Source organism: Marinobacter orientalis (genome assembly GCF_004792665.1).
GTDB lineage: Bacteria > Pseudomonadota > Gammaproteobacteria > Pseudomonadales > Oleiphilaceae > Marinobacter > Marinobacter orientalis.
Genome location: NZ_SRZX01000005.1, coordinates 200547 through 222443, shown reverse-complemented (window position 1 = coordinate 222443; position 21897 = coordinate 200547). Strand labels below are relative to the sequence as shown.

Here is a 21897-nt window from a genome sequence, read left to right as displayed (position 1 = left end):
CTATGAGCACCCACGAAACCGCATTAGACCAGTCTCCACTCTCCCACGGCGAATCGAAAGCCCTTGTTGTCGAAGGCGGAGCCATGCGCGGCATATTTGCTGCCGGTGTTCTCGATGCATTTCTTGAACACAACTACCGGCCATTCCTGCGCGCCTACGGCGTTTCAGCCGGTGCCACCAATCTGATTGGTTATCTGGCAGGAGACCACGGTCGTAGCCGGAAAATCATCACCGGCCATGCCTGCCAGCCGGATTTCATCGACTGGCGGCGGTTTGCACGGGGCGGACATCTTTGCGACGTTTGCTGGCTCTGGCAACAGTCTTTCACCGACGTCCCCCTGAATCTGGAAAACTACCTGTCCGGAACAACGGAGTTGTGGGTTACCACAACCTCGGCCCGAACCGGGGAAGCGCATTACTTCCACCTTGATGAAAGCAACATGCACGACGTGCTCACTGCTTCCTGCGCCATTCCCATCGCCTATCGGGACTATCCGTTGGTTAATGGTGAACCCATGACTGATGGTGGTGTTGCTGACGCCATTCCGGTTATCAAGGCCTATGAAGACGGCGCCCGTGATATCACCGTAGTGCTGTCACGTCCTCCCGGCTACCGCAAAAAGCCGCCAAGATTTGCTTTTGTACCCAGGCGTCTGTTCCGGGCCTATCCGGCACTTGCCGAAGCGTCGCTCAGCCGTGCCGAGCGATACAATACCACCCTTTCATTTATCGAAAACCCGCCACAGGACTGCATTATCCGGGTGATTGTTCCGCCCGCCGAATTTGCGGTTGGCCGCTTGACACAGAATCAGGAACTTCTTGAGCAAGGTTATCAGGAAGGTCATCGGGCGGGCCTGATCTATCTTGACGAGATGACCTGAGCCCGCCGACATAAGCCATGACAGGTCAGGTTATCCTTGGATAGACGCCCGGCACTCCATCCTTTGAAAGCACCCATTGCCAGAGCTGGATATCACGGGCACGGAATGCACCAGCGCAGGAAAGCAGATAATAACGCCACATTCGATAAAAGCGCTGGCCAAGTTCATCCCGGAAACGGGGCCATGCTTTTTCAAAGTTTTCATGCCACGCCATAAGGGTTTTATCGTAATCGGCGCCAAAGTTGTGCACGTCTTCAACGACAAATAATTTATCTACCGAGTCCCCGATCATGCCGATCGAGGGAACCTCTCCGTTGGGGAAAATGTACTTATCGATCCAGGGATCAGGAAAAGATTTCCGCAGATTCCTGCCAATGGTGTGGAGCAGGAACAGGCCTCCGGGATTCAGACAACGATGGGCGACTTCCATAAACGTGCGGTAATTCTTCGGGCCAACGTGCTCGAACATTCCAACGCTGGCAATACGGTCAAACTTTTCATCAATTTCCCGGTAATCCATCAGGCGAAAATCGAGGGAAAGATGAGGATAGTACGCGGTAGCCCAGTCAGCCTGTTCCTTTGAAATGGTTACTCCAACCGCCTCTACCCCATAATGCTCGGCTGCGTGGGCCATCAGACTGCCCCAGCCACAGCCGATATCCAGCAGGCGCATCCCCGGCTGCAAGCCCAGCTTGCGGCAGATCAGATCCAGTTTGGCAACCTGGGCCTCTTCCAGATCGTTTGCGTCTTTCCAGTAGCCGCAGGTGTATGTCATCCGTGAGTCCAGCATAGCGCCGTAAAAATCGTTGCCAAGGTCATAGTGGGCCTCTCCCACATCCCAGGCACGCTTTTTCGTCTGCCGATTCAGATATCTGGCCTTGATAATGTAAGGCAGGATTCTGAGTGGTTTTATATGTTGGGGAATCTTCGCGCTGATGAGTTTGTAAAAAAACTGGTCGAGTTCATCTGCATCCCAGGCACCATCCATATAAGCCTCACCGAAACCGAGGTTTCCATGGGCCAGGGCTGCTTCCGGCACCCCGTAATCATTGAAGCGGATGTCCCAGGGTCGCGAGCCACCAATCTCAATATCGGCTTTTGCAAGCAGCTCAGCAGCGAACCGATGTGTTCTGCTGTCAGGATCAAAAAAAGCAACGCTGGAGGCTGTATCCCTCATACCTGATCTCCTTGGTCATTTAATCATCATGGTAGCAGTGAGCCTGATGGAAATAGCCGTGGGAATTCGACCAATTTTTTGGCACGATTAATCTGGTCCGATGGCTTTTCTTCATCGGAGTCTAACATCATCAAAGGCAGAGGCACTCATGAGCAAACAGGACCATGGCACCAGGCGTGCCTTCGTCATCCAGAAACATGACGCCAGTCAACTGCATTATGATTTTCGTCTGGAAATTGATGGTGTATTAAAGTCCTGGGCTGTCCCGAAAGGTCCTTCCACCGACCCCTCAGAAAAGCGGCTTGCCGTGGAGGTTGAAGATCACCGGCTGGACTATGCTGACTTTGAAGGCGTCATTCCGGAAGGAGAATACGGCGCCGGCACCGTCATGGTATGGGACAATGGCAATTACGAGAATCTGCGGGAGGATGGCATGGCTTCGTGTCATCAGGACGGTATGATCGAGGTCTGGCTGGAAGGCAACAAACTCCAGGGAGGCTATGCGCTTAAACGCTTCCGCGGCGGAAAGAAGCCGCAGTGGTTACTGATCAAGATGCAGGACGATGCTGCGGACGCAAGGCGCAACCCGGTATCGACCGAGCCTGACTCGGTAAAAACGGGCCGGAATCTGAAAACCATCAGGCAGGAGGAAGGCGAATGACTGTGCAGAGCTATGGCGGCTATGAGGTCGAGCTTTCCCATACCGACAAGCCCTTCTTTCCCGATGCCGGGATAACCAAGGGCGACCTCCTGGCGTACCATGAGCGTATTGCTGACATCATGATCCCCCATATCGAGGAACGCCCGCTTACGCTGAACCGCTTCCCTGACGGCATCGGCGAAGATGGCTTTTTCCAGCAGGCCCGGGGAGACTACTTCCCGGACTGGCTGGACACTCTGGCGGTGGATCACGGGGGCAGTATCGGCCGTGTACAGCACGTGCTGGCAAACCGTCAGGCCAGTCTCGTCTATCTGGTGAACCAGGGCACCGTCACCTTTCACAGCTGGCTTAGCACGGCAAGTCATCTGAAAGCGCCCGATCAGGTAATCTTTGACCTGGACCCGCCGGGCGATGACTTTGAGCCGGTGCGCCAGGCTGCCCGCCTGGTGGCTGAAGGCATGCGACAGTGCGGCCTGACTCCCTTTGTCAAAACGACCGGGTCGCGGGGATTGCATGTGGTGGCTCCACTAAAGCCGGAAGCAGGCTTTGACCGGGTACGTTCCCTCAGTCAGGAACTTGCACAAGCGCTGGCCGATGCCTATCCGGAACAGCTGACCACAGAACAGCGCAAACACAAACGCCGGGGCAGGCTTTACCTGGACATCATGCGCAACGCCTTCGGGCAGACCGCCGTGGCGCCCTATTCGGTTCGGGCAAAACCGGAGGCGCCTATAGCCACGCCGCTGGAGTGGGATGAACTGGATGACCAGAAGCTGGGGCCTCAGCGCTTCACCCTCGCTAATATTTTCAGGAGGATGGCACAGCGGGAGGACCCATGGCGCAACATGCAGCAGAAGGCGGTCAGCATACAGACTTTTCAGGAGGGGATTTCGGACTTAAAAGGAGGGGATCTGTGAATTTCCCGTAGCCATTAACCACTGTACTGGCTACGGGATTCTTCTACCGGTGGCAGGGGTTAGTGGTAATGGCGGGCGGCACTGACAACTTTCTTGGCCAACTCATCGTCCTTACAATGGTCTGCAATATCGCCCAGAGTGACAATACCAACAAGGTCCTTGTCTTCGGCGTTATTCAGAACCAGCAAACGCTGGACTTGCTCATTGGCCATATTCTGGATGACGTCATCAATACTCTCGTCTTCAAACGTATAGAGCACTTTACCGGTTGCTACTGAGCTGGCTTTATCATCCGGGCTTTTACCTTCAGCCACTGCCCGAACGGCGATATCACGATCAGTGATAACGCCGGTAACCTTGGTACCATCGGTCAACGGCTCGAAACCGGTACCATTATCACGCATTGCATTTGCCACTTCCCGAATAGTGACATCGTCGTTCAGATACTCCGGTTGCTTTGTCATGACTTCTTTCACTTGCATGATTAAGTCTCCTTTTCTATAGGCGAAAATGACTCAAGAGATATGTCCCTGTTAACCTACCTCTTATCTATATCCTTGTAGTAATGCGCGCAATATTCAACCCCCCGGTAAAGATCGGGAGACTCTGAACAGCCTCCTGTTTTTGGCTCAACATACAGCGACAAATCGTCGCAGCCCTGTCCTGGCTCAATTCACCTGCTTTCCCCATGCTATATACTTATTACAAACCATCAAGACCACCAGGGAGGTGTCCAATGGACAAAACGATTATCACAACCGCAGCGCTGATTTCGATTCTCTCAATGCCGGCCATGGCTCAGCAGCCAGCCCAGCCCACAGACGAGCTGGTAGCCGAAGCACGCTCAATGGTGAAAACCTTCAGCAGCTCACTGAAGCAGGCGCTTCAGGCCGCCATCAAGGAAGGCGGCCTGGTCAACGGCATTGGCGTCTGTAATACCGTGGCTCCCGAAATTGCGGCCAACAACAGCAACGAGGAATGGACCATCAGCCGAACCAGCCTGAAAGTGCGTAATCCGGATAACGCCCCAACGGACTGGCAGGAAATGCAACTTCATGCGATGGCGAAGCAGCCAGTCAAAAACGGGAAGCCGGTCGAGACGTGGCAGGTTTCCGAAGCGTCCGGCCAGCCTGGCTTTCGATACATGAGCGCGATCCCGACACAAAAGCTCTGCCTCGGCTGCCATGGCAAGTCGATCGACCCCGAGGTAGAAGCCAAACTGTCGGAGCTCTACCCCGAAGACCAGGCTACCGGATTTTCCGAGGGCGATCTGCGGGGTGCGTTCGTTGTGACCAGACAGAGTCCAGCGCCATGATCAGGTTATCCCCGGTTGAGCCGGAACTGTTCGATGGCTGTACGCAGAGTTTCCGCCATCGCCAGTAAGTCACCGGCAATGCGGGCAGTTTCCTTGGCGTCCTCGGAGGTCTGCTCCGCCGAGCGGCTGATTTCAATGACGTTGAGATTGATGGATTCGGAAACCTCGCTCTGCTCGTTGGCGGCGCTTTCCATTTCCTGATTAAGATCCGTTATCTCGCGCACGGCAGCGGCAATGGCCTGCAGTTCCGATTCCACGTTGAGAATCGCCGATACCTGTTGTCCTGCCATTTCCGAAGCGTGACGCATGGTGGCCACGCAATCCACCACCTCACTCCTGAGGCTGTTAATGGTGTTGCGGATCTCCTCGGTGGAATCCTGGGTGCGTGAGGCCAGTGCCCTGACTTCATCCGCTACCACCGAGAAGCCACGGCCATGCTCACCCGCTCGGGCGGCTTCAATGGCAGCATTCAGTGCCAGCAGGTTGGTCTGGTCGGCAATATTGGAGATGACCTCCAGCATGTCAGACATCTGGCTGGTGCGCTCATCCAGCTGTTCAATCCGCTGCGCGCCGCCCTGCACCTCGTCATTGAGCGCTTCTATGCCTTTCACCGCATTGCGTGCGAGAGCTTCGCCTTTATTGGCAGAGTCAGCCGTCCCGATGGACTTGCGCGTGGTGTTAACAGCATTTTCCCGAACCTGAACGGCGGAAGCCGCCATTTCAGTGGTCGCGCTGGCCACCTGGTCGGTGTTGTCCCGTTGCGCCAGCACCTCACGTTCGGTGGTTTCTGCTTTGCCGGCAATGCTTCGAGCTGCATTTTCAACCTGACCGGCGTTGTCCATTACCGTGTTCATGCTGTCAAGGATTCTCGCCATCATGCGGTTGAACGCGCGCGCCACAGAACCTATCTCGTCATCGCGGGATACATCCAACTGGATGGTCAGATCGGAGTTGGTGGCAATGGTTTCCATACTGTCGTGCAGTCTGCGTAAACGGGCGATCACCAGTTTCCCCAGCACCGTGGCGGTCATGAAAAATGCAAGTACAAAAATGACCACCTGGATGCCACCACTGGTCAGAAGCTGCTCCTGCAGACGAGCGTCGCCTTCCGCCAGTGAGTAATCAACCCGAATGGCGCCCAGAATGTCGCCTTCAGTGGCCTGATGACAGCCCAGACAGTTCACGCTCTGGTAATTCTCCATGGCACGGACGGGCTCGATCAGCGTATAGACTCGCCCGGCTTCCCCGTCAGACACCTGTTCGATACGCTCACCCCGCAGAGCCCTTGCCTCCAGCTCGCCGCGGGTCTGTTCGTCGCCATCACCCGCCCCGAACATTTCGTTCAGCTGTTTGCTGCGAATAACCCGCACATCCAGAACATCGTCCGGTGCAGTGGCTTTTTCCCTGAGCATCTGACGATTATTGATGGTGCCGGTAACCATCATGGTGTTAAGGGCATCGAAATAGGACTTGGACAGACCTTCAACGTACCGGCCGGTGTAGTCCTCCAGGTGCTGGCGTTGGGAATAATTGCCATACAACAGCGTGAGAACAAGGATGACGGAAAACGCGCCCGCAAGGGCGAACAGCAAGACAAAACGGATGGACTGGTTTTTTCTCATAACAGCTCAGCTACGGAAATTACAGGGATCGTAAATCACGGGTAATGGCGGGGACTCTATAGCAACGGACAAAAGCGTTTCATGATCCAGGTCAGCAAAAAAACAATGGCCCGTTTTGTGCTTTAGCAAAGACATCCGTCAAAATTTCCTCGGTGACCTTGGGAGGGGGAAAGAGTCATGTCGCTGCTTACATCGCTGATCAAAGCCAGTACCCAGTTCCAGCAGGCACTGGAAAAACGTCCGCCTTCGGCATCGGGCAATGCTTCCGCAAAGCCCGCGGCGCCTGAAGCACCGGCGTCGGCAACCGATGACCGTTTCACGATGTCCGAGCGGGCGGGCTCTGATACGGCCCGCCCCCGGTCCACCAGACTATCGATGGCGGAGTACAGGCAAACCGTCGGGCAGGACCTTGCCTATATGCGGGAAACGCTGCGGCACAAACTTGCCGAGTACAAGCTCAACCCGGCAACCAGTGTCGAGGTGTCAAAGAACGAAGGGGGAAGCATCAGCCTGGGGGGAGGCATGCCGGAACAGACTCGCAGCCGCATCGAACAGGATCTCAATCACAGCAAGCCCTTCCGCGAGGCATTCAGCCGCCTCAGTGCCAGCGAGCCGACTTTGCACTTCATGGACAACGCCCTGAAGCTGAACAAAGCCTACGGCGTAAACAATTCACTGCTGGATACCCTGGTCAGCGACAACCAGCAGTTCAACGGTCTGCAGGACCTGGCGCACCGCTATGACAGCATGCGCCAGACCATCAACACTGATCAGGCCACCAGCTATACAGACCGCAAGAACTTCGCCCTCAGCCTGAACACCCGGGCCTGAGCCGGTTAAATCCGGAAAGGTTCCGGGTCGCCTTTGCCGACCCGGGTCACTTCCGGCGCAGGGCCTGTCATGTTCACTACTGTGGTGGCCTCAAGCCCGCAGAAGCCGCCATCGATGATCAGATCCAGCTCATGCTCCAGACTGTCGCGGATATCCTCGGGATCAGTCATTGGCTCTTCTTCACCTGGCAGTATCAGCGTACTGCTCATGATAGGCTCCCCCAGTTCTCCCAGCAGGGCCTGAACGATGGCGTTGTCCGGCACCCGCATACCAATGGTCTTGCGCTTGGGATGCAGCAGGCGCCTCGGCACCTCGCTGGTGGCGTCCAGGATGAACGTGTAGGGCCCCGGGGTGAACGTCTTGAGCAGGCGATACTGGGTGTTATCCACTTTCGCAAACACGCCGATATCCGACAGATCACGGCACATCAGGGTAAAGTTATGCTTGTCGTCCAGCTTGCGAATGCGTTTGATACGATCTGCTGCCTGCTTGTCCCCCAGGTGACAACCAATGGCATAGGCCGAATCTGTCGGGTAAACGATAACCCCGCCCCGGCGCAGGATATCAACGGCCTGGTTAATCAGGCGCTTTTGGGGCGTTACTGGGTGAATCTGGAAAAACTGGCTCATCGACTACCTCCCGGGGTAAACGCCGGATCATTTTTCGAACCACCCATGCAGTTGGGCGACTCCGGTGCAGCCTGGCCAGACGCTTGCCACTCTTTTGGCGAGTAGACATGGAGCGCCAGCGCATGAACGCCACCGGCCATTTCCTCGGCCAGTATCCGGTAGATGGACTGGTGCCGCTTCACTTTGCCCTGCCCCTCAAACTCCGGAGCCACCAGGGTCACCTTGAAGTGGGTTTCCGAATTGGGCGGCACGTTGTGTTTGTGGCTCTCGTTTTCAACCGTGAGGTGGTAGCTGGCGAACGCGTTTGCGAGCTTTTGCTCAATGGCTTGCTGTAAAGACATAAACAGGCCTGCTCCTGATCGAATGTGTTTTGGAACAGTCTACTACACGTAGCGCTGTGTTACCTTGACAGCAACGGGGCAAAGCGCCATCTTCCGTTCCCACCTGAAAAATTGCTTCCGACTTATGCGTCTTTATATTGCTGAAAAACCAAGCCTGGGCCGGGCTATCGCCGCCGCTCTTCCTGCTCCCCATCAAAAGGGCACGGGCTGGATTCGCTGCGGTGAAGGAAGCAGTGCCTGTACCGTCAGCTGGTGCATCGGCCACCTGCTGGAGCCGGCGGAACCGGCGCAGTACGACCCGCGCTGGAAAAAATGGCGGCAGGAAGACCTGCCCCTGTTTCCCGGCAAATGGGAGGTAACGCCCAGGGACAGCGTGCAGCAACAGCTGAAAGTGCTGGAGTCGCTGATCCGCAATGCCGACACCATCATCCACGCCGGCGACCCGGACCGCGAAGGCCAGCTGCTGGTGGACGAAGTGATTCGCTACGCCGGTGCCACCTGCCCGGTCCAACGCATCCTGATCAACGACCTGACTCCCGCAGCCGTGGCAAAGGCCATCGGCGCACCCAAAGACAACCGGGAATTCCGCCGCCTGTCCCATTCGGCACTGGCCCGCCAGCGCGCAGACTGGCTGTACGGCATCAACCTTACGCGCTTCTACACGCTCTCCTGGCAACAACAGGGCGAACAGGGCGTCTACTCCGTCGGGCGGGTACAGACACCAGTGCTGGGGCTGGTGGTGGCGCGTGACAACACCATCGACAATTTCCAGCCCACGCCCTTCTTCCGAATTCAGGCGCACTGCCATGGAGTGGACGAAGAGGCGGACCAGCAGAGTTTTGGTGCACGGTGGCAGCCTTCGGAAAACTACCGGGAATACCTGGACGAAGAAGACCGGCTGCTGGACGGTGACATGGCCAGGCAGATTGCCGATGCGGTCGAAGGTCGGCCGGGCAAGGTCACAGAATCCCGATTCCGGGACCGGAACGAAACACCGCCACTGCCACTCTCGCTCTCCGCCCTGCAGATTGAAGCGGGGCGACTGTTCCGCATGGGCGCCAAAGACGTACTGGATACCGCCCAGAACCTGTACGAACGCCACCAGCTGATCACCTATCCCCGCTCGGATTGCCGCTATCTGCCGGAAGGGCACTTTGACCAGCGGCAAAATGTGCTAAAGGCTATCGCCAAGGTTGCCAATGGGCTGGCGCCAGCCTGCGAGACCGCGGACCTGAACCGCCGTACCGAAGCCTGGAACGACAAAAAAGTGGATGCCCACCATGCCATCATCCCGACCTCCAGGCAGGCGCCCTCCGGACGATTGAGCGAAGCGGAACAGAACATCTACGAACTGATCAGCCGCTACTACCTGATGCAGTTCAGCGCCGACGCCATCCACCGGGAAGGCAGGCTGGCCCTCAGTATTGGTGAACACGCCTTCAGGGCGACGGAAACGGCGATACTGCAGCCGGGCTGGAAAGACCTGGAAATCCGCCAGCGGGAAAGCCGGCAGGAAGCTGCCAGGGCGCCGCTCCCACGCCTGGCAAAAGGAGACCCGATACTGTGTGACTCGGTGGAAGTCGCCGAACGCAAAACCCAGCCGCCGCAGTATTTCACCGATGCCACCCTGCTGTCGGCCATGACCAACATTGCCCGCTTTGTCAGCGACCCGGAACTGCGCAAAACCCTGCGGGAAACCGATGGCCTGGGCACCGAGGCCACCCGGGCGGCCATCATCGATACCCTGTTCCGTCGTGACTATCTTTGCCGGGACAAGCGCCATATCCGCTCCACGCCAAAAGGCAAGGCACTGATTGAATCCCTCCCGGAGTCCATCAGCAAACCTGATATGACGGCGATATGGGAAGCCACCCTTGAGAGCATTCGCCGGGGCGAGGGCAACCCCGGGCAATTTATTGAAGATCTCAAGGAACAGATCCGTTGCTTCATCAACACACCGGGCCCGGAGGCAAAAAGCACCACACAACCGGAGGAGCAGCCCCACTGCCCCAAATGCCGCGCGCCCATGCGCCAGCGTGAGGGAAAATTCGGGGCTTTCCATGCCTGTACCCGTTTTCCCGACTGCAAGGGCACGCGGCCCATTGAAGACCAAGCGCCGGAAGACGGCACCAGCAGCAAACCGGTGCCCTGCCCCCACTGCTTTTCACCGCTGGTGCGCAGGAAAGGCAAAAAAGGCTGGTTCTGGGGCTGCAGTAATTTCCCCGGCTGCCGACAAACCGTTGATGACGACAACGGTAAGCCTGCCCTCCGTTTACGCAACACTACATAACGACACTGAAGCGAAATGGCGAATTTGTAATACTGTGACACGCTATCCGATAGTCTTTATCCCCGGGCGAAGCCGGGGCCCGGTTTTCACAGTGCTTTTTTCAATGTCGGGAGACCTTTAATGCGTATCGCTCTGCTTGAGGACGAACACGAACAGGCACAGCACATTCAGTCCATTCTGTCTGAGCGCGGGCATCACTGTGACAGTTTTCCCTCGGGCCAGTCGTTTCTGAGCGCCGTACTTCACCGCAGCTATGACCTGCTGGTGCTGGACTGGCAGATTCCCGACATGACCGGCATCGACGTGCTGGAAAGTGTGCGGGCCCAACTCAACTGGCAGATACCGGTTGTATTTCTGACCCAGCGTGACAGCGAAGCGGACATCGTGCGGGCACTGGACGCCGGTGCCGACGACTATCTGTGCAAACCTGCCCGCGAAGCGGAACTGGTGGCACGCATCAACGCCCTCGCCCGCCGCACCAATCCCGACAACGACAAGGAAGTGCTGATCTACGGCCCGTTTGAAATCAACACCCAGTTACGAACCGTTGCGCTTCACGGGGAAGTACTGACCCTGACCGACAAGGACTTTGATCTGACCCTGTTCCTGTTCCAGAACCAGGGCCGGCTGCTGACCCGGGAAATGCTGCTCGAACGGGTGTGGGGGCTGGCCCGGGACATCAACACCCGTACCGTAGACACTCATATGAGCCGGCTGCGGCGCAGGCTTGGCCTGAATCCCGAGAACGGCTTCCGGATCAAGACCATCTACCAGCGCGGCTATCGTCTCGAAGCCATGAAGGCCTCCGATCCGGAAGCAAACTCAGTCGCTACGGAACAGGCCTGAAATGATCCAACGCTCCACCCGGACCCTGGTTCCCATGATTCTCCTGCTGGCCGGATATTGGCCGGTGTTGCCTGCGCACGCCGAGTTATCGATTACCCGTGGTTCCCAGGCGGGCAACGCTGTGACCGAGTCAAACCGGGTTCCGGAATGGATTTACACCGTTCGCCCCGGTGAAAGCTTTGACGAAATTGCCAGCGCCCTGCTTGCACGCAACGTAGCGACAAGCCGGCTGCTTCAACATAACGGCATCGACAATCCGGCCACGGTCAGCAGTGGCGACAGCCTGCGCATCCCCCTGGCCTGGCTCCAGCGCCAGCCAGACCCTGCACGGGCGCGCTCGGTTGTCGGCCAGGTTCAACTGGTTTCCGGAAACAATGGTGACAAGCGCCCCCTCACAGAAGAGATGCTGGTGCGGGTTGGTGATGAAATACTGTCACACTCCGGTACCGCCACGGTGGAACTGGCGGATGGCTCGGTCGTGCGAATCTCCCCGAATTCACGCCTGGCGTTCAACCGCCTCACCCAGTACGGCAGGTCCGGCATGGTCGACACCCGGCTGCGCCTGGATCGCGGCGAAATTGAGACCCGCGTCAAGCCGGTCATCGAAGGCGGCTCCCGCTTTGAGATTGAAACCCCCTCTGCAGTAGCCGCAGTGAGGGGCACCATGTTTACCCTGAGAACCGCACCGGGCAAAACCGATCTTCGGGTTACCGAAGGTGAAGTGTCATTTGGCCCGCCGGGCAAAACCCGCCGCATTCCTGCCGGCTATAGCGCCAGCGTATCGACGGTTGGTGTTGGCAACATGAGCATCCGCCGGTTACCGCCCGCCCCAACCATCAATCCGCTACCGCCGGAGTTGAAACAGTTACCGACCAGTCTGAGCTGGCAACCCAGTGGCGCCGCTGCACACCGGGTGGACATCTTCGATGCCGAATCCGGCCGCTGGATGGACAGCAGCCTGGTAAACGGAGACAGTTTCAAAATTGATCTGCTTGACAATGGCCGCTACGACATTCACCTCGCCGCGCTGGACAGCCGCGGCATTGCAGGCATGCCCGGAATCATCAGCGTAGATGTTGACCTGCGGGCGCGAACAGCCACTCTGGAGCAACCGGAGCCCGGCGCTATTGTAAACGATGACATGCCTGAATTCCGCTGGCAGCTCCTTGGCGAGAACGAGGTGGCCAGAGTAGAAATTGCTGAAGACCAGGAATTTGGCAACCTCGTTGCCACTAGTGAATGGGCGCCAGACCAGAGCGCATTGCCATCACGCCCGTTATCACCGGGGCAGTATTATTGGCGCGTAGTGACCGAAGCCGGAGGCAATTCCGTGGCCACCAGCGAAACCCGCGCGCTGGTGGTTAACGGTACTCTGCCACCGGTACGCATCATCAGCGTGAACTATATCGACAGCCAGGTGCGAGTGTTCTGGCAGAAGGTGGATACAGCGGTCGAATATCGCCTCCAGCTCTCTGAAGAGCCCCGTTTCGACAACATCATTAAAGAGGCTACCCTGTCGGATACCACCGCGGCCTTGCGCCTGATTCCCGGAAGGCGGTATTTTGTGCGCCTGAAAGCCCTTTCCGACGGGCCTCTTGAAAGCCGTTGGGGGCCAGGGAGGGAGTTATTCCTGGAGTAATCCATTGCACTCTTAATGGCGCTCTCCATTGCACTCCCTATTGCACACCGATATCCGACGGCAGGCCTCATGACCCGGAACTGGTTTCCAATAAAAACAACCCCGTGGACAATCGGCCTGCCACTTCTGATCATACTGCTTTTACTGCAGGCCACCTCCATACCCCAGAGGCTGGATTTCTGGCTTTACGACACGTTGATTACCGCCAACCCGGCGCAGCCTTCTGATGACGTGGTGCTCGTCGCCATCGACGAACAGAGTCTGGATAGCCTCGGCCGCTGGCCCTGGCCACGCATCAACCACGCCCGGCTCGTTGAAAAACTTCACCAGGCCGGCGCGAGAACCATTGTTTTCGATATCCTGTTTCCGGAACCGTCGCCGGACGATCCCGAACTGGCGGCAGCCATGCGTAACCACGGCAACGTTATTCTGCCGCTGCATCTGTCGCCGCCGTCGCGCAATTACCTGATCAGCGAACAGCTACCTGCTCCACAACTGGCGGCCGCCGCATCCGCACTCGGCCATGCCCACGTAGAGCTGGACGCAGATGGGCTGGCAAGAGGCATTTACCTGCTGAACGGGCTTGGAGACCAGTTATGGCCAAGCCTCGCGCTGGCGGCCACCGGAAAAACACTGCCAGTCAAAGAAACCGGTGACATATCGCCCTACACCAATTTAAGACAGCATTACCGGGCCGTCCCGATGGTCGGTGGCGCCGGTGCAATGCCATCCTATTCCTATACCGGGGTACTGGAGCGTCCTCCCACTCCGGAAGCCTTTCGCGACAAGACAGTCTTCATAGGCGCAACGGCGCCAGGGTTTGGCGACATTCTGCCGACCCCGTTTTCCGGCCTCCATCAACCCATGTCCGGTGTTGAGTTCCATGCCAACAGCTACTCGGCACTGGTCAGGGGCGAGCTGATATCAAAGGTATCCACTTCTGCAGCCATTGCCCTGGCCATACTCACCATTGTCATTCTGGCGGTTGCCCTGCCCCGTATGAGGCCCGGAGGCAGCATACTGTTGTGCCTGGTGTGTGCTGGCGTACTGGCCCTCGTACACGCGTTTCTTCTGTTTTACGCGCGGCTGTGGTTGCCGGTATCCCATGCCCTCATCATTCCGCTGCTGGCGCTGCCGGTGTCCAGTGCGTTGCGACTCGCCATGACCAACCGTTTCCTCAATCGGCAACTGGACGAACTGGCCAGAGGGCCCACCATGACCCTCCAGCAACCCTCGCGCCGGCATCCGTCACAACTGCTCAGCCACTTCCAGGCACTGTTTCAGCCTGAAGGCTGGCTGTTGGCCGAAGGAGATGACGTGATAAGCGCATCAGGCCTGACCGAATCCGACATTCCGACCCTGGATAAACCCGGCGAGTGGATTCATATCGGCGGCCAAAGCTGGATCAGCCTGACCCGCGGTGGCTTGACCTACAAACTGGGCCTGAAGCTGTCCAACGACCTGAGCCGCGAGGCGACCCAGCGATACCTGCGCCGTCTGCCGCTGACAGCCATCAGTACGCCTGCCAGCCAGCCGCGGCCGAGGGAGAACATATCTGCGCGCATTGAAAGGGTCCGGCTGGCCACCGAGCGCATGAGCCAGATGCAGAAATTCATACGCCGCAGCTTTGAGCGCATGCCCGATGGCATCATCGTTACCGACGAACTGGGTGTCATCCGTTTTGCCAACGGCCATATCGAAGAATGGTTCCGCGAACCCATGCCAAGCCTGAACGGCCTGCCCCTGGCCCGGCTTCTGGAAGGTCACGATCCGAGAGAGACCCCACCCTGGCACGAAACCGTATCGGAAACCCTGACGCTGTCACAAAGCCGCACCGTGGACCTGAGCATTCATAACAAGGATTTTCTGATCCACTTTGCACCATTTTCCCTGCCGGACAGCGACCAGAGCGGCATCATCGCCAACATCTCCGATATATCCGAGCTGCGGGAGCAACAACGCCAACACCGTGAAGCCATCGACTTCATCTCCCACGATGTACGCTCACCACTGGTATCCCAACTGGCGCTGATCGAACAGTTAAAAAGAAACCAGGGTCAGGTGGAACCGGAGCAACTGGAGCAACTCGGCAGGCTGGCCAGGCGAAGCTATCACCTGGCTGAAGAGTTTGTGCAGCTGGCCAGGGCCGAACAGCTGACCGAAACCCGCTTCTACGAATGTGAGTTCCTGGCTATTGTGGAAAATGCCCGGGACAGTGTCAGCGAACAGGCCACGGAGAAAGGCATTCAGCTGATACTGCAGGGAACCGAGGATCTCTGGTTAAAAGGTAATGCTGAATTACTCGAAAGGACCGTGATCAATCTGTTAACCAACGCTGTGCAGTACAGTCCGCCGCAGTCCTCCATCAATATCCAGGTTTTCCAGGCCGGTCACCAGGCGTGCCTGACTGTCAGTGATGAGGGGGAAGGCATTGCGCCGGACGAACTCCCCCACCTGTTTGACCGTTACCGGCGCCAGAAAAGCAGCGAGCTTTCCGGTAACCATGGCGCCGGTCTTGGGCTCTCGTTCGTCAGCGTGGTGGTTGAGAAGCACCGTGGTGAGATTCATGTCCAATCCAGGCCGGGGGAAGGCTCGGCCTTTACCCTGAAGCTACCGGTCACCAACTCCATCAGATCGTTTTACTGACCTGCTGTGAAGGCGCACTCACCAGACCGTCAATGTCCTCAACCTGGATCGTAAAATACCAGGTTCCCTGATCCAGATTGCGAATGACGTAATCCATGACATTGGCATCATCAATACGAACAGCCTCGGAAAGCTCTTCAGGGTCCCTGCCATAGCTGATCAGATAACCGGACAACTCTCCCATCCTGATGCCTTCCCCGTTCGCACGGGTTGCAGGCGCATTCCAGCTCAGCGACGCGTAACCTTCGCCAGACTGCTGGCTTTCGGCAGAAATATCTGATGAACCACCACAACCTGTAAGCACTGCCCCCGTAAAAACCGCAGCTGTCCATGCCGTTGACATTTTAATGACGCGTTTCATCTTTTTTACCACCAATCAACCGTCGGTTTGTGAAATTTTATAAAACGCCGGCGAGTATAAATGTGGTCTTCGTCAAAATAACAGTAACAAAATGTCAGGATTTCGACAGATAACGGTAAGAAACCCTATGAAAGAAGAAAAAGCTCTGGGATCCAGGCAATTTTTGCCGGATAGAGGGTAAGCGAGAGGAAAAATGCGATACAAAAACAGGTGAGCTTCAGGAAAAGCTTAAGGGGGATGGTTTGCATCCCACAGGAAGGTATGTGTGCGGGATCAGAGGCGAATCGCTAGGCTGGGGATGACGATTCAGCCAAACCTGTAACTTCAATCTTTCCCCGGGACAGTTTGACCATGTCGCGCCTTTCCAGCTCTTTTAGCAGGCGGCTCACTACCTCTCTCGCTGTCCCCAGCTCTACCGCCAGTTCCTGATGGGTAATAACGACGGTTCCACTGGCAGCATGAGCCAACAGCCACTCTTCAAGACGCCTGTCCATGCGGCGAAAAGCCACCTCTTCCACCAACAGCATCAGATCATCCAGCCGGCGACCATAGGACTCCATGATGCCCAGCCGGAATTCGGCGGACTGATCCATCAGCCGGTCAAAGACTCCACGGGGAATCATCAGGGCCTCCGCACCTTCTTCAACCACTGCCTCGGCACGGTAGGCGCGCCCCGTCATCAGGCATCCGATGGAAAGCGTACAGATATCGTCAGCCTGCATCCGGTAAAGAACGATACTGTGGCCGGAGACACCCGTCATCTGCACCTTGATCCTGCCTCCCATAACTAACGGCAATCCCTGGCAATGCTCCCCCGCTGTGAACAGAATCTGCCCGGGTGGCAACTCCATCACGCGGATGTTTTCGAGGGTTTCCTTGCGGAGGGTGTCATTCAGACTGTCGAGAATGCTGTGACGGGCCATGAAAAAGGATCCTGTCTGGCAGAAAACGGAGATTGACTGTGACTTTATCACTGAAGTCGCAGAGGGTCCTGGCCTACTCTTGAGTTGTTACCTGGCATCACCAAAAGGAGACTGGAAAATGACCAGAAACATGGGATCCGCAGACCGCATTATCCGCGCCATTGTTGGCATTGTATTACTGGCACTGGTATTCGTGGGACCACAAACAGCCTGGGGCTGGATCGGCATTATTCCGCTGGCAACGGCGGCGGTGGGCACATGTCCCGCTTACTCGATGATTGGTATCAAGACCTGCAAGAAGCAGTAGACACACTGGCATCTGCGCGCAGTGGGGTACCCCTGCACGCAGACGCTGTCATCGACGGAAGCCGACGGGATTACTGCGCCACAGCATCAGTCACTAACACGATAATCCGCTTCACAATGCCTTTGTCGGAAAGCACCGGCAAATAACGGGCCTCCAGGCAGACCTTCTGCCCCTCGGCATTGATGTTGATGAAACGCCCTTCTTTGACGTGACCCGTAACCAGCTCCCGCCAGAACGCGATGTAGTCCTCGCTGCGGGCATAATCGCTGTCACAGAAAACCCGATGGTGCTGACCGATCAACTGATCCCTTTGATACCCAAGCATATCGAGAAAAACATCACTGGCCTGATCGACAAGCCCATCCCGGGTGAGCACCAAAAGCGCAACAGACCGTTCGATTGCCTGAAAATCCGCTTGCAGCTCCATAACCCGGTTTTCCGCCGCCTCGAGGTTTTCCAGTGCAGCCTGCAGTTCTTGCTTTCTCTTGTTCAGGAACGCCATCTGACAGCCTATTGGTGAGAGTTTTCTGTAATGGTTACAACCTGTCCGCCACGGACTGGAATCGAGTACGGATACGCTTTGGGGAGACAATTCGATCTAACCGGTCGCTGTGAACCTGCTCGAAGGTCAGGGACTGATATTGGCTGAAGAAGGTCTGGGCTTTGCGATTGTAGGGGACAATTGTCATTGGCGGTCCTTTACACGGGGTTAGTAGAACCCTGCTCTTTCATCGCCTGAATATCCCTCGGCGCCACGCCCAGGTCACTCCACTTTTCCGGATGACAGGTAAACAGCAGTATCTGGTGGCGGTTGGCGGCGTCGAACAGAATGCGCTTCATGTCTTCGAGACGGTCGGTATCGCTGTGTACCAGGGTGTCGTCCATTATCACCAGGGTTGGTCTTCCGGCTTCCTGCAGAAGATCTGCGTAGGCCAGACGGCTGATCAGGCCCATTTGTTCGCGGGCGCCAAAACTCAGCTCGGCGATCTGCCCCAGTTCGGTTCCGCGGGTGAACGTGCCCGGCCTCAGGTGTTCATCCACCTCCAGGGTGGCTTGTGGGAACAGCAGTGAGAGGTAGTGGTCCAGGTGCTTCTGCAACGGTGCCTGCAGGCGACGGGTCAGTGCCTGCCTCTTCTCGGTCAGCAAGTTGAGCAGCAGGTCCAGTGCCCGGGCACGACGATGCAGTTCCTGGTAGCGACGGTTGCACTGCTCAAGTTCGGCTACTCTTTCGTTGCGTTGCTCCTCCAGCCCTTCGGCGCCCCAGGCTTCGAGCCTTACCTGTATGTCTCTCAGTTCCCGCTGGCGTTCCTCCTGGGCCTGGCGCAGGGTGCTGATGCTGCGCTGGTAGCGTTCGATGTCCTGTTTCAGTATCGCCGGGCGGGCTTCCTGTATCTCCTGTTCGCGAGCTTTCAGGGTGGCGGCCAGCCGGCCCATTTTATCGTCGATATCAGCCAGTTCCGTTGACAGGTTCTGGAGCTGTTTCTGGTGCTCCGGACTGTGCACTTCGTCCTGCAACTGTTGCCACTCGGCTTTCGCGTTGTCGCGGCTCTGCCGGCGGGTCAGGAGTTCTGTCTGGTGCTTCCGTTCCTCGGCCTCGGCCTCGGCCAGTCTTGTTTCGGCGCGGGCGCGCCCGGCTTCCGCTGATGCAACGTCGGTGGCCCGGGCGTGCTGCCCCGGCTCTGGTGCCGGGCTGTTCTGCAATTCGGATTTTGCTGCCTGCAGTCGGGCTCCGGTTTCCTTCTCGTCTGCAAGCAGCTGTTCAACATTCACAGGGGCGACGGATTTCAGCAGTTCCCGAGTGTGCTGCAGCGTCCTTTCCGCGGCCTCATAGGCCATCACACGATGCTCGGCCTGCTGGACGTAATCCACCCCCAGGGTTTTCATCTGTTCGGTCAGACTCTGCTCAAGGGTGGAGAGCCGGCGGCGGGTACTGGCAAGGTCTTCGCCACCAGGGGTAATCCCCAGTGTGCCGACACCCGGTATCAGCAGGCTGGAATCCTCCAGCAGTTGGCGCTCACCCTGCTCTTCCAACGGCTCGCCATTCAGGGCCAGCCTGGCATCCGGCTCCAGCTGCCAGGTCAGGCGGGTGGCGATGGTTTGCGAGCGGATGTTTTCTTCTTTCAGTTGGCGCTCTGTATCTTTCAGCGCTTTCAAAGCTTTGACATCAATCTGGTTCTGCCGCGCCTGTTCCCTCGCTTTTTCGAGTTCCTGCTGATATTGCCGGGCTTTCTCCAGGTTCTGGGTCAGCGTCCGGTTCTGCTGGTCCAGCCGCTGGACGTCCTGCTCCAGTCGGGAACGGGTTTCCTGCAGGCGGGCCTGCTCGACCTTTTTTGCGGCTGCTTCATAGGCTGATTTTGCTTCCTGAACGCTGTTTGCAACGGACGGGCTGCGGGCCTCGGCCTGCTCCAGTGCCCGCTGGGCTTTTTCCAGCTCTGCTTTGCGGACATCCAGCTTCCTGTTCAGGCTTTCCAGTTGTTCCTGGTTCTGCCGTAACAGTTGCTGTCTGCTCTGCAGGTGTTTGAGGATCTCTTTTTCCTGGGCCTGCTGTTGCTCCAGTTTTTCTACCTGCCGGTACCGTTCCTTTGCCTGTTCAAGCTGCCGCTCAGCCTCTTCCCAGGGGCGTTCCTGCCGGGTGCGTTCGTAGTCGTGGGTCAGTTTGCCAAGCCGGTCTACCTGCTCCTGGTATTTCTGGATGCGGGCCTGCAGCCCATCGATTTCCCGCTGGTGTTCTTCCCGTTCTTTCTCCAGCTTCTGGTAATCGCCACGGGGTTTTCCAGTAGGTGTAAACAGTTCACTCCAGCGGGCTTTGACCTGTTCGACCAGTTCGTCACCACCGGTGCTGGCAACCTCGCCAACCAGAGAATTGAGCGCTGATTTGAGGTGATCGCCGGCGTGCTCTACTGCCTGCTCTATATTCTGCCCAGTGCCCTGCTCGACCCACAGTAAACCAGGCACGCCCCAATGCTCGGGCTTGCTGACACCCTTGGCGGAGAACTGGAAGCCAAGGAGCTCCGAGAGCTTCTCTTCCGCTTCGTCTTCGCTGTAGCTGGTTGAATCAATCGTAAGGTCGCAGCGTTTGCGCTGCAGAAAGCTCTTTACCAAGTGCCAGGACTTCTGCCGGGCGTCGAAGTCCAGGGTAATGGTCGGGGCGGCTGCGGAATCGCCCCAGGGGCGCAGATCATCAACAGAGCTTGTCCGGTAACGCTCGAAAAAAGCGGCACGAATCGCCCGCACCAGGGTGCTCTTGCCGGACTCATTGGGGCCATGGATCAGATTAAGGCCCGGCTGCAGGTCGTCCATTACAAACGGCTGCCGGAACTGGCGAAGCTGCTCCACCTGTAGTCGCCGGAGTTTCATTCGCTGATCTCCTGTTTCCGTTCTTTTAACAGCCCTGCCAGAACGGCCAGTGCGTCACGCGCGGCTTCAGCGTCGTCGTTCTGCTGCTGGGTCCTGAGATGTTCAATCACCTCCCCCACATACCCATCGGCTTTCAGTGCGGCAATGTCGTCGTCGGTGGGCTCCAGTTGCAGGCCGCTTCGATCACACTGGATACTGCGGAACCTGGCCTCTGCCACAGACAGCGCATTGATCAGTCTTTCCTCACCGGCGAGAGTGACCGAACCGTCCAGGCGAAGATCAAGCACGGATGGCTCCGGTAATGCCTGAAGCCTTTCCAGCAGCTGGTCCAGATCCGATTCCACAGTCAGTGTCTGCCGCCACTGGTGCCACTGGTAGCGTGCGGTTTCCACGGGCGTTACGGCCGGCAATTCACCCGGCCCGGACAGGTTGATAATCAGGGCGTAGCCGGCGCCGTTATTACGAAACCGTTCCGGCTCCGGCGTGCCGCTGTACCAGGTGCGCTCATCAATCTGTTTGGTGCCGTGCCAGTCACCAAGGGCGAAGTAATCCAGGCGGGCTGTTTCGGCTCGGTTCGGCAATATCGGATTGGTGGAGTCGATCTCGTCAGGCAACAGGCCTTGCACGCTGCCGTGGGCAAGGCCAATCCTCACCAGGCCTTCGGGGGTTTCACAGCTGTTGAAGGTTGCTGTCAGGTCGCTGTAGGTGTTGCGTTGTGTCAGGGGCGCGCAGAGGATCGCCAGACCCTGGGGTTCCAGATTGATCGTGCCCGGCTCCAGAGCGAGATGGATGTTGTCAGGAACGGCGCCGAGGCGTCTGGCCCTGGTCCAGACGCTCTCGGCTAACGCCGCATCATGGTTTCCGGGAAGCATGACCCAAGGGCCGGTGAAGCCTCTGGTAGCATTGAATACGCGACGAATGGTCCGGTCGGCGACCGTCTGGGCATCAAAGACATCTCCGGCCACCAGAATGGCATCGCACCGGTGCTCATTAGCCAGCCGTGCGAGTTTTTCAATGGCCTCAAACCGTGCTTCAACCAGAGCCGCACCGTCTTCTGTTTCGAAGCGGCTGAATGCCCGCCCCATTTGCCAGTCTGCCGTGTGTAAAAACCTGGGCATGCTACTTCCCCTGGATCAGTTCAAAACCGTGGGCAA

21 protein-coding genes are annotated in these 21897 nt (G+C 57.4%); 10 read left to right on the top strand and 11 right to left on the bottom strand.

The window, feature by feature from the left end; genetic code table 11:
• Nucleotides 1–2: 2 nt before the first annotated feature.
• Nucleotides 3–881, top strand: a complete 879-nt coding sequence (locus tag DIT72_RS14505) for a patatin-like phospholipase family protein (protein ID WP_135955953.1) — start codon at nucleotides 3–5, stop codon at nucleotides 879–881.
• Nucleotides 882–906: 25 nt separating this feature from the next.
• On the opposite strand, the gene cfa is transcribed toward DIT72_RS14505, so the two are convergent.
• On the bottom strand, nucleotides 907–2058 hold the full coding sequence (cfa, locus tag DIT72_RS14500; protein ID WP_135955952.1) for a cyclopropane fatty acyl phospholipid synthase: 1152 nt from the start codon (nucleotides 2056–2058) through the stop codon (nucleotides 907–909).
• A gap of 148 nt (nucleotides 2059–2206) precedes the next feature.
• Between cfa and DIT72_RS14495 the strand changes: the two genes are divergently transcribed.
• Complete coding sequence (locus tag DIT72_RS14495; protein WP_228260830.1) at nucleotides 2207–2719, top strand: DNA polymerase ligase N-terminal domain-containing protein; 513 nt, start codon at nucleotides 2207–2209, stop codon at nucleotides 2717–2719.
• On the top strand, nucleotides 2716–3636 hold the full coding sequence (gene ligD, locus DIT72_RS14490; RefSeq protein ID WP_135955950.1) for a non-homologous end-joining DNA ligase: 921 nt from the start codon (nucleotides 2716–2718) through the stop codon (nucleotides 3634–3636). Before DIT72_RS14495 ends, ligD begins: the two co-directional genes overlap by 4 nt.
• 59 nt (nucleotides 3637–3695) lie before the next feature.
• On the opposite strand, the gene DIT72_RS14485 is transcribed toward ligD, so the two are convergent.
• Nucleotides 3696–4118 (bottom strand): CBS domain-containing protein, encoded by a 423-nt coding sequence (locus tag DIT72_RS14485; RefSeq protein WP_135955949.1) that lies wholly within the window; start codon nucleotides 4116–4118, stop codon nucleotides 3696–3698.
• 254 nt (nucleotides 4119–4372) lie between these two features.
• Between DIT72_RS14485 and DIT72_RS14480 the strand changes: the two genes are divergently transcribed.
• Nucleotides 4373–4951 carry a Tll0287-like domain-containing protein gene (locus DIT72_RS14480; RefSeq protein WP_135955948.1) on the top strand — a complete coding sequence of 193 codons (579 nt, stop codon included), beginning with the start codon at nucleotides 4373–4375 and terminating at the stop codon, nucleotides 4949–4951.
• 5 nt (nucleotides 4952–4956) lie between these two features.
• Here DIT72_RS14480 and DIT72_RS14475 read toward each other — a convergent pair whose 3' ends face one another.
• Nucleotides 4957–6573: a methyl-accepting chemotaxis protein gene (locus DIT72_RS14475; RefSeq protein WP_135955947.1), complete on the bottom strand. Its 1617-nt coding sequence runs from the start codon at nucleotides 6571–6573 to the stop codon at nucleotides 4957–4959.
• Between the two features lie 177 nt (nucleotides 6574–6750).
• Here DIT72_RS14475 and DIT72_RS14470 point away from each other — a divergent pair, with 177 nt between their 5' ends.
• Nucleotides 6751–7404, top strand: coding sequence for a hypothetical protein (locus tag DIT72_RS14470; RefSeq protein WP_135955946.1), 654 nt, complete (start codon nucleotides 6751–6753; stop codon nucleotides 7402–7404).
• A gap of 5 nt (nucleotides 7405–7409) precedes the next feature.
• Here DIT72_RS14470 and DIT72_RS14465 read toward each other — a convergent pair whose 3' ends face one another.
• Together DIT72_RS14465 and DIT72_RS14460 are read right to left on the bottom strand one after the other, a co-directional pair.
• Nucleotides 7410–8033, bottom strand: coding sequence for an L-threonylcarbamoyladenylate synthase (locus DIT72_RS14465; RefSeq protein WP_135955945.1), 624 nt, complete (start codon nucleotides 8031–8033; stop codon nucleotides 7410–7412).
• Nucleotides 8030–8374 carry a BolA family protein gene (locus DIT72_RS14460; protein ID WP_135955944.1) on the bottom strand — a complete coding sequence of 115 codons (345 nt, stop codon included), beginning with the start codon at nucleotides 8372–8374 and terminating at the stop codon, nucleotides 8030–8032. Before DIT72_RS14460 ends, DIT72_RS14465 begins: the two co-directional genes overlap by 4 nt.
• A 124-nt stretch (nucleotides 8375–8498) precedes the next feature.
• Between DIT72_RS14460 and DIT72_RS14455 the strand changes: the two genes are divergently transcribed.
• From DIT72_RS14455 to DIT72_RS14440, 4 genes are all read left to right on the top strand, one after another.
• On the top strand, nucleotides 8499–10664 hold the full coding sequence (locus DIT72_RS14455; protein ID WP_135955943.1) for a DNA topoisomerase III: 2166 nt from the start codon (nucleotides 8499–8501) through the stop codon (nucleotides 10662–10664).
• 120 nt (nucleotides 10665–10784) lie between these two features.
• Nucleotides 10785–11510, top strand: coding sequence for a response regulator transcription factor (locus DIT72_RS14450; protein ID WP_135955942.1), 726 nt, complete (start codon nucleotides 10785–10787; stop codon nucleotides 11508–11510).
• Between the two features lies 1 nt (nucleotide 11511).
• The gene (locus DIT72_RS14445) at nucleotides 11512–13149 is read left to right on the top strand and encodes a FecR domain-containing protein (RefSeq protein ID WP_135955941.1); all 1638 of its coding nucleotides are present in this window, start codon (nucleotides 11512–11514) and stop codon (nucleotides 13147–13149) included.
• A gap of 69 nt (nucleotides 13150–13218) precedes the next feature.
• Nucleotides 13219–15795, top strand: a complete 2577-nt coding sequence (locus DIT72_RS14440) for a CHASE2 domain-containing protein (RefSeq protein ID WP_135955940.1) — start codon at nucleotides 13219–13221, stop codon at nucleotides 15793–15795.
• Here DIT72_RS14440 and DIT72_RS18450 read toward each other — a convergent pair.
• Both DIT72_RS18450 and DIT72_RS14430 read right to left on the bottom strand, forming a co-directional pair.
• Nucleotides 15779–16156 carry a fibronectin type III domain-containing protein gene (locus DIT72_RS18450; protein ID WP_228260829.1) on the bottom strand — a complete coding sequence of 126 codons (378 nt, stop codon included), beginning with the start codon at nucleotides 16154–16156 and terminating at the stop codon, nucleotides 15779–15781. The two genes, DIT72_RS14440 and DIT72_RS18450, sit on opposite strands and share 17 nt — an antisense overlap.
• 287 nt (nucleotides 16157–16443) lie before the next feature.
• The gene (locus DIT72_RS14430; RefSeq protein WP_135955939.1) at nucleotides 16444–17079 is read right to left on the bottom strand and encodes a Crp/Fnr family transcriptional regulator; all 636 of its coding nucleotides are present in this window, start codon (nucleotides 17077–17079) and stop codon (nucleotides 16444–16446) included.
• A 118-nt stretch (nucleotides 17080–17197) separates the two neighbouring features.
• Between DIT72_RS14430 and DIT72_RS14425 the strand changes: the two genes are divergently transcribed.
• Entirely contained in the window at nucleotides 17198–17386 is a 189-nt protein-coding gene (locus tag DIT72_RS14425; protein WP_135955938.1) for a YgaP family membrane protein, read from the top strand.
• A 70-nt stretch (nucleotides 17387–17456) separates the two neighbouring features.
• On the opposite strand, the gene DIT72_RS14420 is transcribed toward DIT72_RS14425, so the two are convergent.
• The 4 genes from DIT72_RS14420 to DIT72_RS14410 are packed head-to-tail and all read right to left on the bottom strand — an operon-like array spanning nucleotide 17457 to nucleotide 21861.
• Nucleotides 17457–17888 carry a PAS domain-containing protein gene (locus DIT72_RS14420; RefSeq protein WP_135955937.1) on the bottom strand — a complete coding sequence of 144 codons (432 nt, stop codon included), beginning with the start codon at nucleotides 17886–17888 and terminating at the stop codon, nucleotides 17457–17459.
• A 34-nt stretch (nucleotides 17889–17922) separates the two neighbouring features.
• Complete coding sequence (locus tag DIT72_RS18290) at nucleotides 17923–18075, bottom strand: hypothetical protein (RefSeq protein ID WP_168355066.1); 153 nt, start codon at nucleotides 18073–18075, stop codon at nucleotides 17923–17925.
• Between the two features lie 10 nt (nucleotides 18076–18085).
• A complete protein-coding gene (locus DIT72_RS14415; protein ID WP_135955936.1) occupies nucleotides 18086–20743 on the bottom strand; it encodes an AAA family ATPase in 2658 nt (885 codons plus the stop codon).
• Nucleotides 20740–21861 carry a metallophosphoesterase family protein gene (locus tag DIT72_RS14410; RefSeq protein WP_135955935.1) on the bottom strand — a complete coding sequence of 374 codons (1122 nt, stop codon included), beginning with the start codon at nucleotides 21859–21861 and terminating at the stop codon, nucleotides 20740–20742. Before DIT72_RS14410 ends, DIT72_RS14415 begins: the two co-directional genes overlap by 4 nt.
• Between the last annotated feature and the right edge of the window lie 36 nt (nucleotides 21862–21897).

What these genes read in the sequence shown, in the direction of transcription:
- DIT72_RS14505 (WP_135955953.1), top strand. Translation starts at nt 3, where the DNA reads ATGAGCACCCACGAAACCGCATTAGACCAGTCTCCACTCTCCCACGGC.
- cfa (WP_135955952.1), bottom strand. Translation starts at nt 2,058, where the DNA reads ATGAGGGATACAGCCTCCAGCGTTGCTTTTTTTGATCCTGACAGCAGA.
- DIT72_RS14495 (WP_228260830.1), top strand. Translation starts at nt 2,207, where the DNA reads ATGAGCAAACAGGACCATGGCACCAGGCGTGCCTTCGTCATCCAGAAA.
- ligD (WP_135955950.1), top strand. Translation starts at nt 2,716, where the DNA reads ATGACTGTGCAGAGCTATGGCGGCTATGAGGTCGAGCTTTCCCATACC.
- DIT72_RS14485 (WP_135955949.1), bottom strand. Translation starts at nt 4,118, where the DNA reads ATGCAAGTGAAAGAAGTCATGACAAAGCAACCGGAGTATCTGAACGAC.
- DIT72_RS14480 (WP_135955948.1), top strand. Translation starts at nt 4,373, where the DNA reads ATGGACAAAACGATTATCACAACCGCAGCGCTGATTTCGATTCTCTCA.
- DIT72_RS14475 (WP_135955947.1), bottom strand. Translation starts at nt 6,573, where the DNA reads ATGAGAAAAAACCAGTCCATCCGTTTTGTCTTGCTGTTCGCCCTTGCG.
- DIT72_RS14470 (WP_135955946.1), top strand. Translation starts at nt 6,751, where the DNA reads ATGTCGCTGCTTACATCGCTGATCAAAGCCAGTACCCAGTTCCAGCAG.
- DIT72_RS14465 (WP_135955945.1), bottom strand. Translation starts at nt 8,033, where the DNA reads ATGAGCCAGTTTTTCCAGATTCACCCAGTAACGCCCCAAAAGCGCCTG.
- DIT72_RS14460 (WP_135955944.1), bottom strand. Translation starts at nt 8,374, where the DNA reads ATGTCTTTACAGCAAGCCATTGAGCAAAAGCTCGCAAACGCGTTCGCC.
- DIT72_RS14455 (WP_135955943.1), top strand. Translation starts at nt 8,499, where the DNA reads ATGCGTCTTTATATTGCTGAAAAACCAAGCCTGGGCCGGGCTATCGCC.
- DIT72_RS14450 (WP_135955942.1), top strand. Translation starts at nt 10,785, where the DNA reads ATGCGTATCGCTCTGCTTGAGGACGAACACGAACAGGCACAGCACATT.
- DIT72_RS14445 (WP_135955941.1), top strand. Translation starts at nt 11,512, where the DNA reads ATGATCCAACGCTCCACCCGGACCCTGGTTCCCATGATTCTCCTGCTG.
- DIT72_RS14440 (WP_135955940.1), top strand. Translation starts at nt 13,219, where the DNA reads ATGACCCGGAACTGGTTTCCAATAAAAACAACCCCGTGGACAATCGGC.
- DIT72_RS18450 (WP_228260829.1), bottom strand. Translation starts at nt 16,156, where the DNA reads ATGAAACGCGTCATTAAAATGTCAACGGCATGGACAGCTGCGGTTTTT.
- DIT72_RS14430 (WP_135955939.1), bottom strand. Translation starts at nt 17,079, where the DNA reads ATGGCCCGTCACAGCATTCTCGACAGTCTGAATGACACCCTCCGCAAG.
- DIT72_RS14425 (WP_135955938.1), top strand. Translation starts at nt 17,198, where the DNA reads ATGACCAGAAACATGGGATCCGCAGACCGCATTATCCGCGCCATTGTT.
- DIT72_RS14420 (WP_135955937.1), bottom strand. Translation starts at nt 17,888, where the DNA reads ATGGCGTTCCTGAACAAGAGAAAGCAAGAACTGCAGGCTGCACTGGAA.
- DIT72_RS18290 (WP_168355066.1), bottom strand. Translation starts at nt 18,075, where the DNA reads ATGACAATTGTCCCCTACAATCGCAAAGCCCAGACCTTCTTCAGCCAA.
- DIT72_RS14415 (WP_135955936.1), bottom strand. Translation starts at nt 20,743, where the DNA reads ATGAAACTCCGGCGACTACAGGTGGAGCAGCTTCGCCAGTTCCGGCAG.
- DIT72_RS14410 (WP_135955935.1), bottom strand. Translation starts at nt 21,861, where the DNA reads ATGCCCAGGTTTTTACACACGGCAGACTGGCAAATGGGGCGGGCATTC.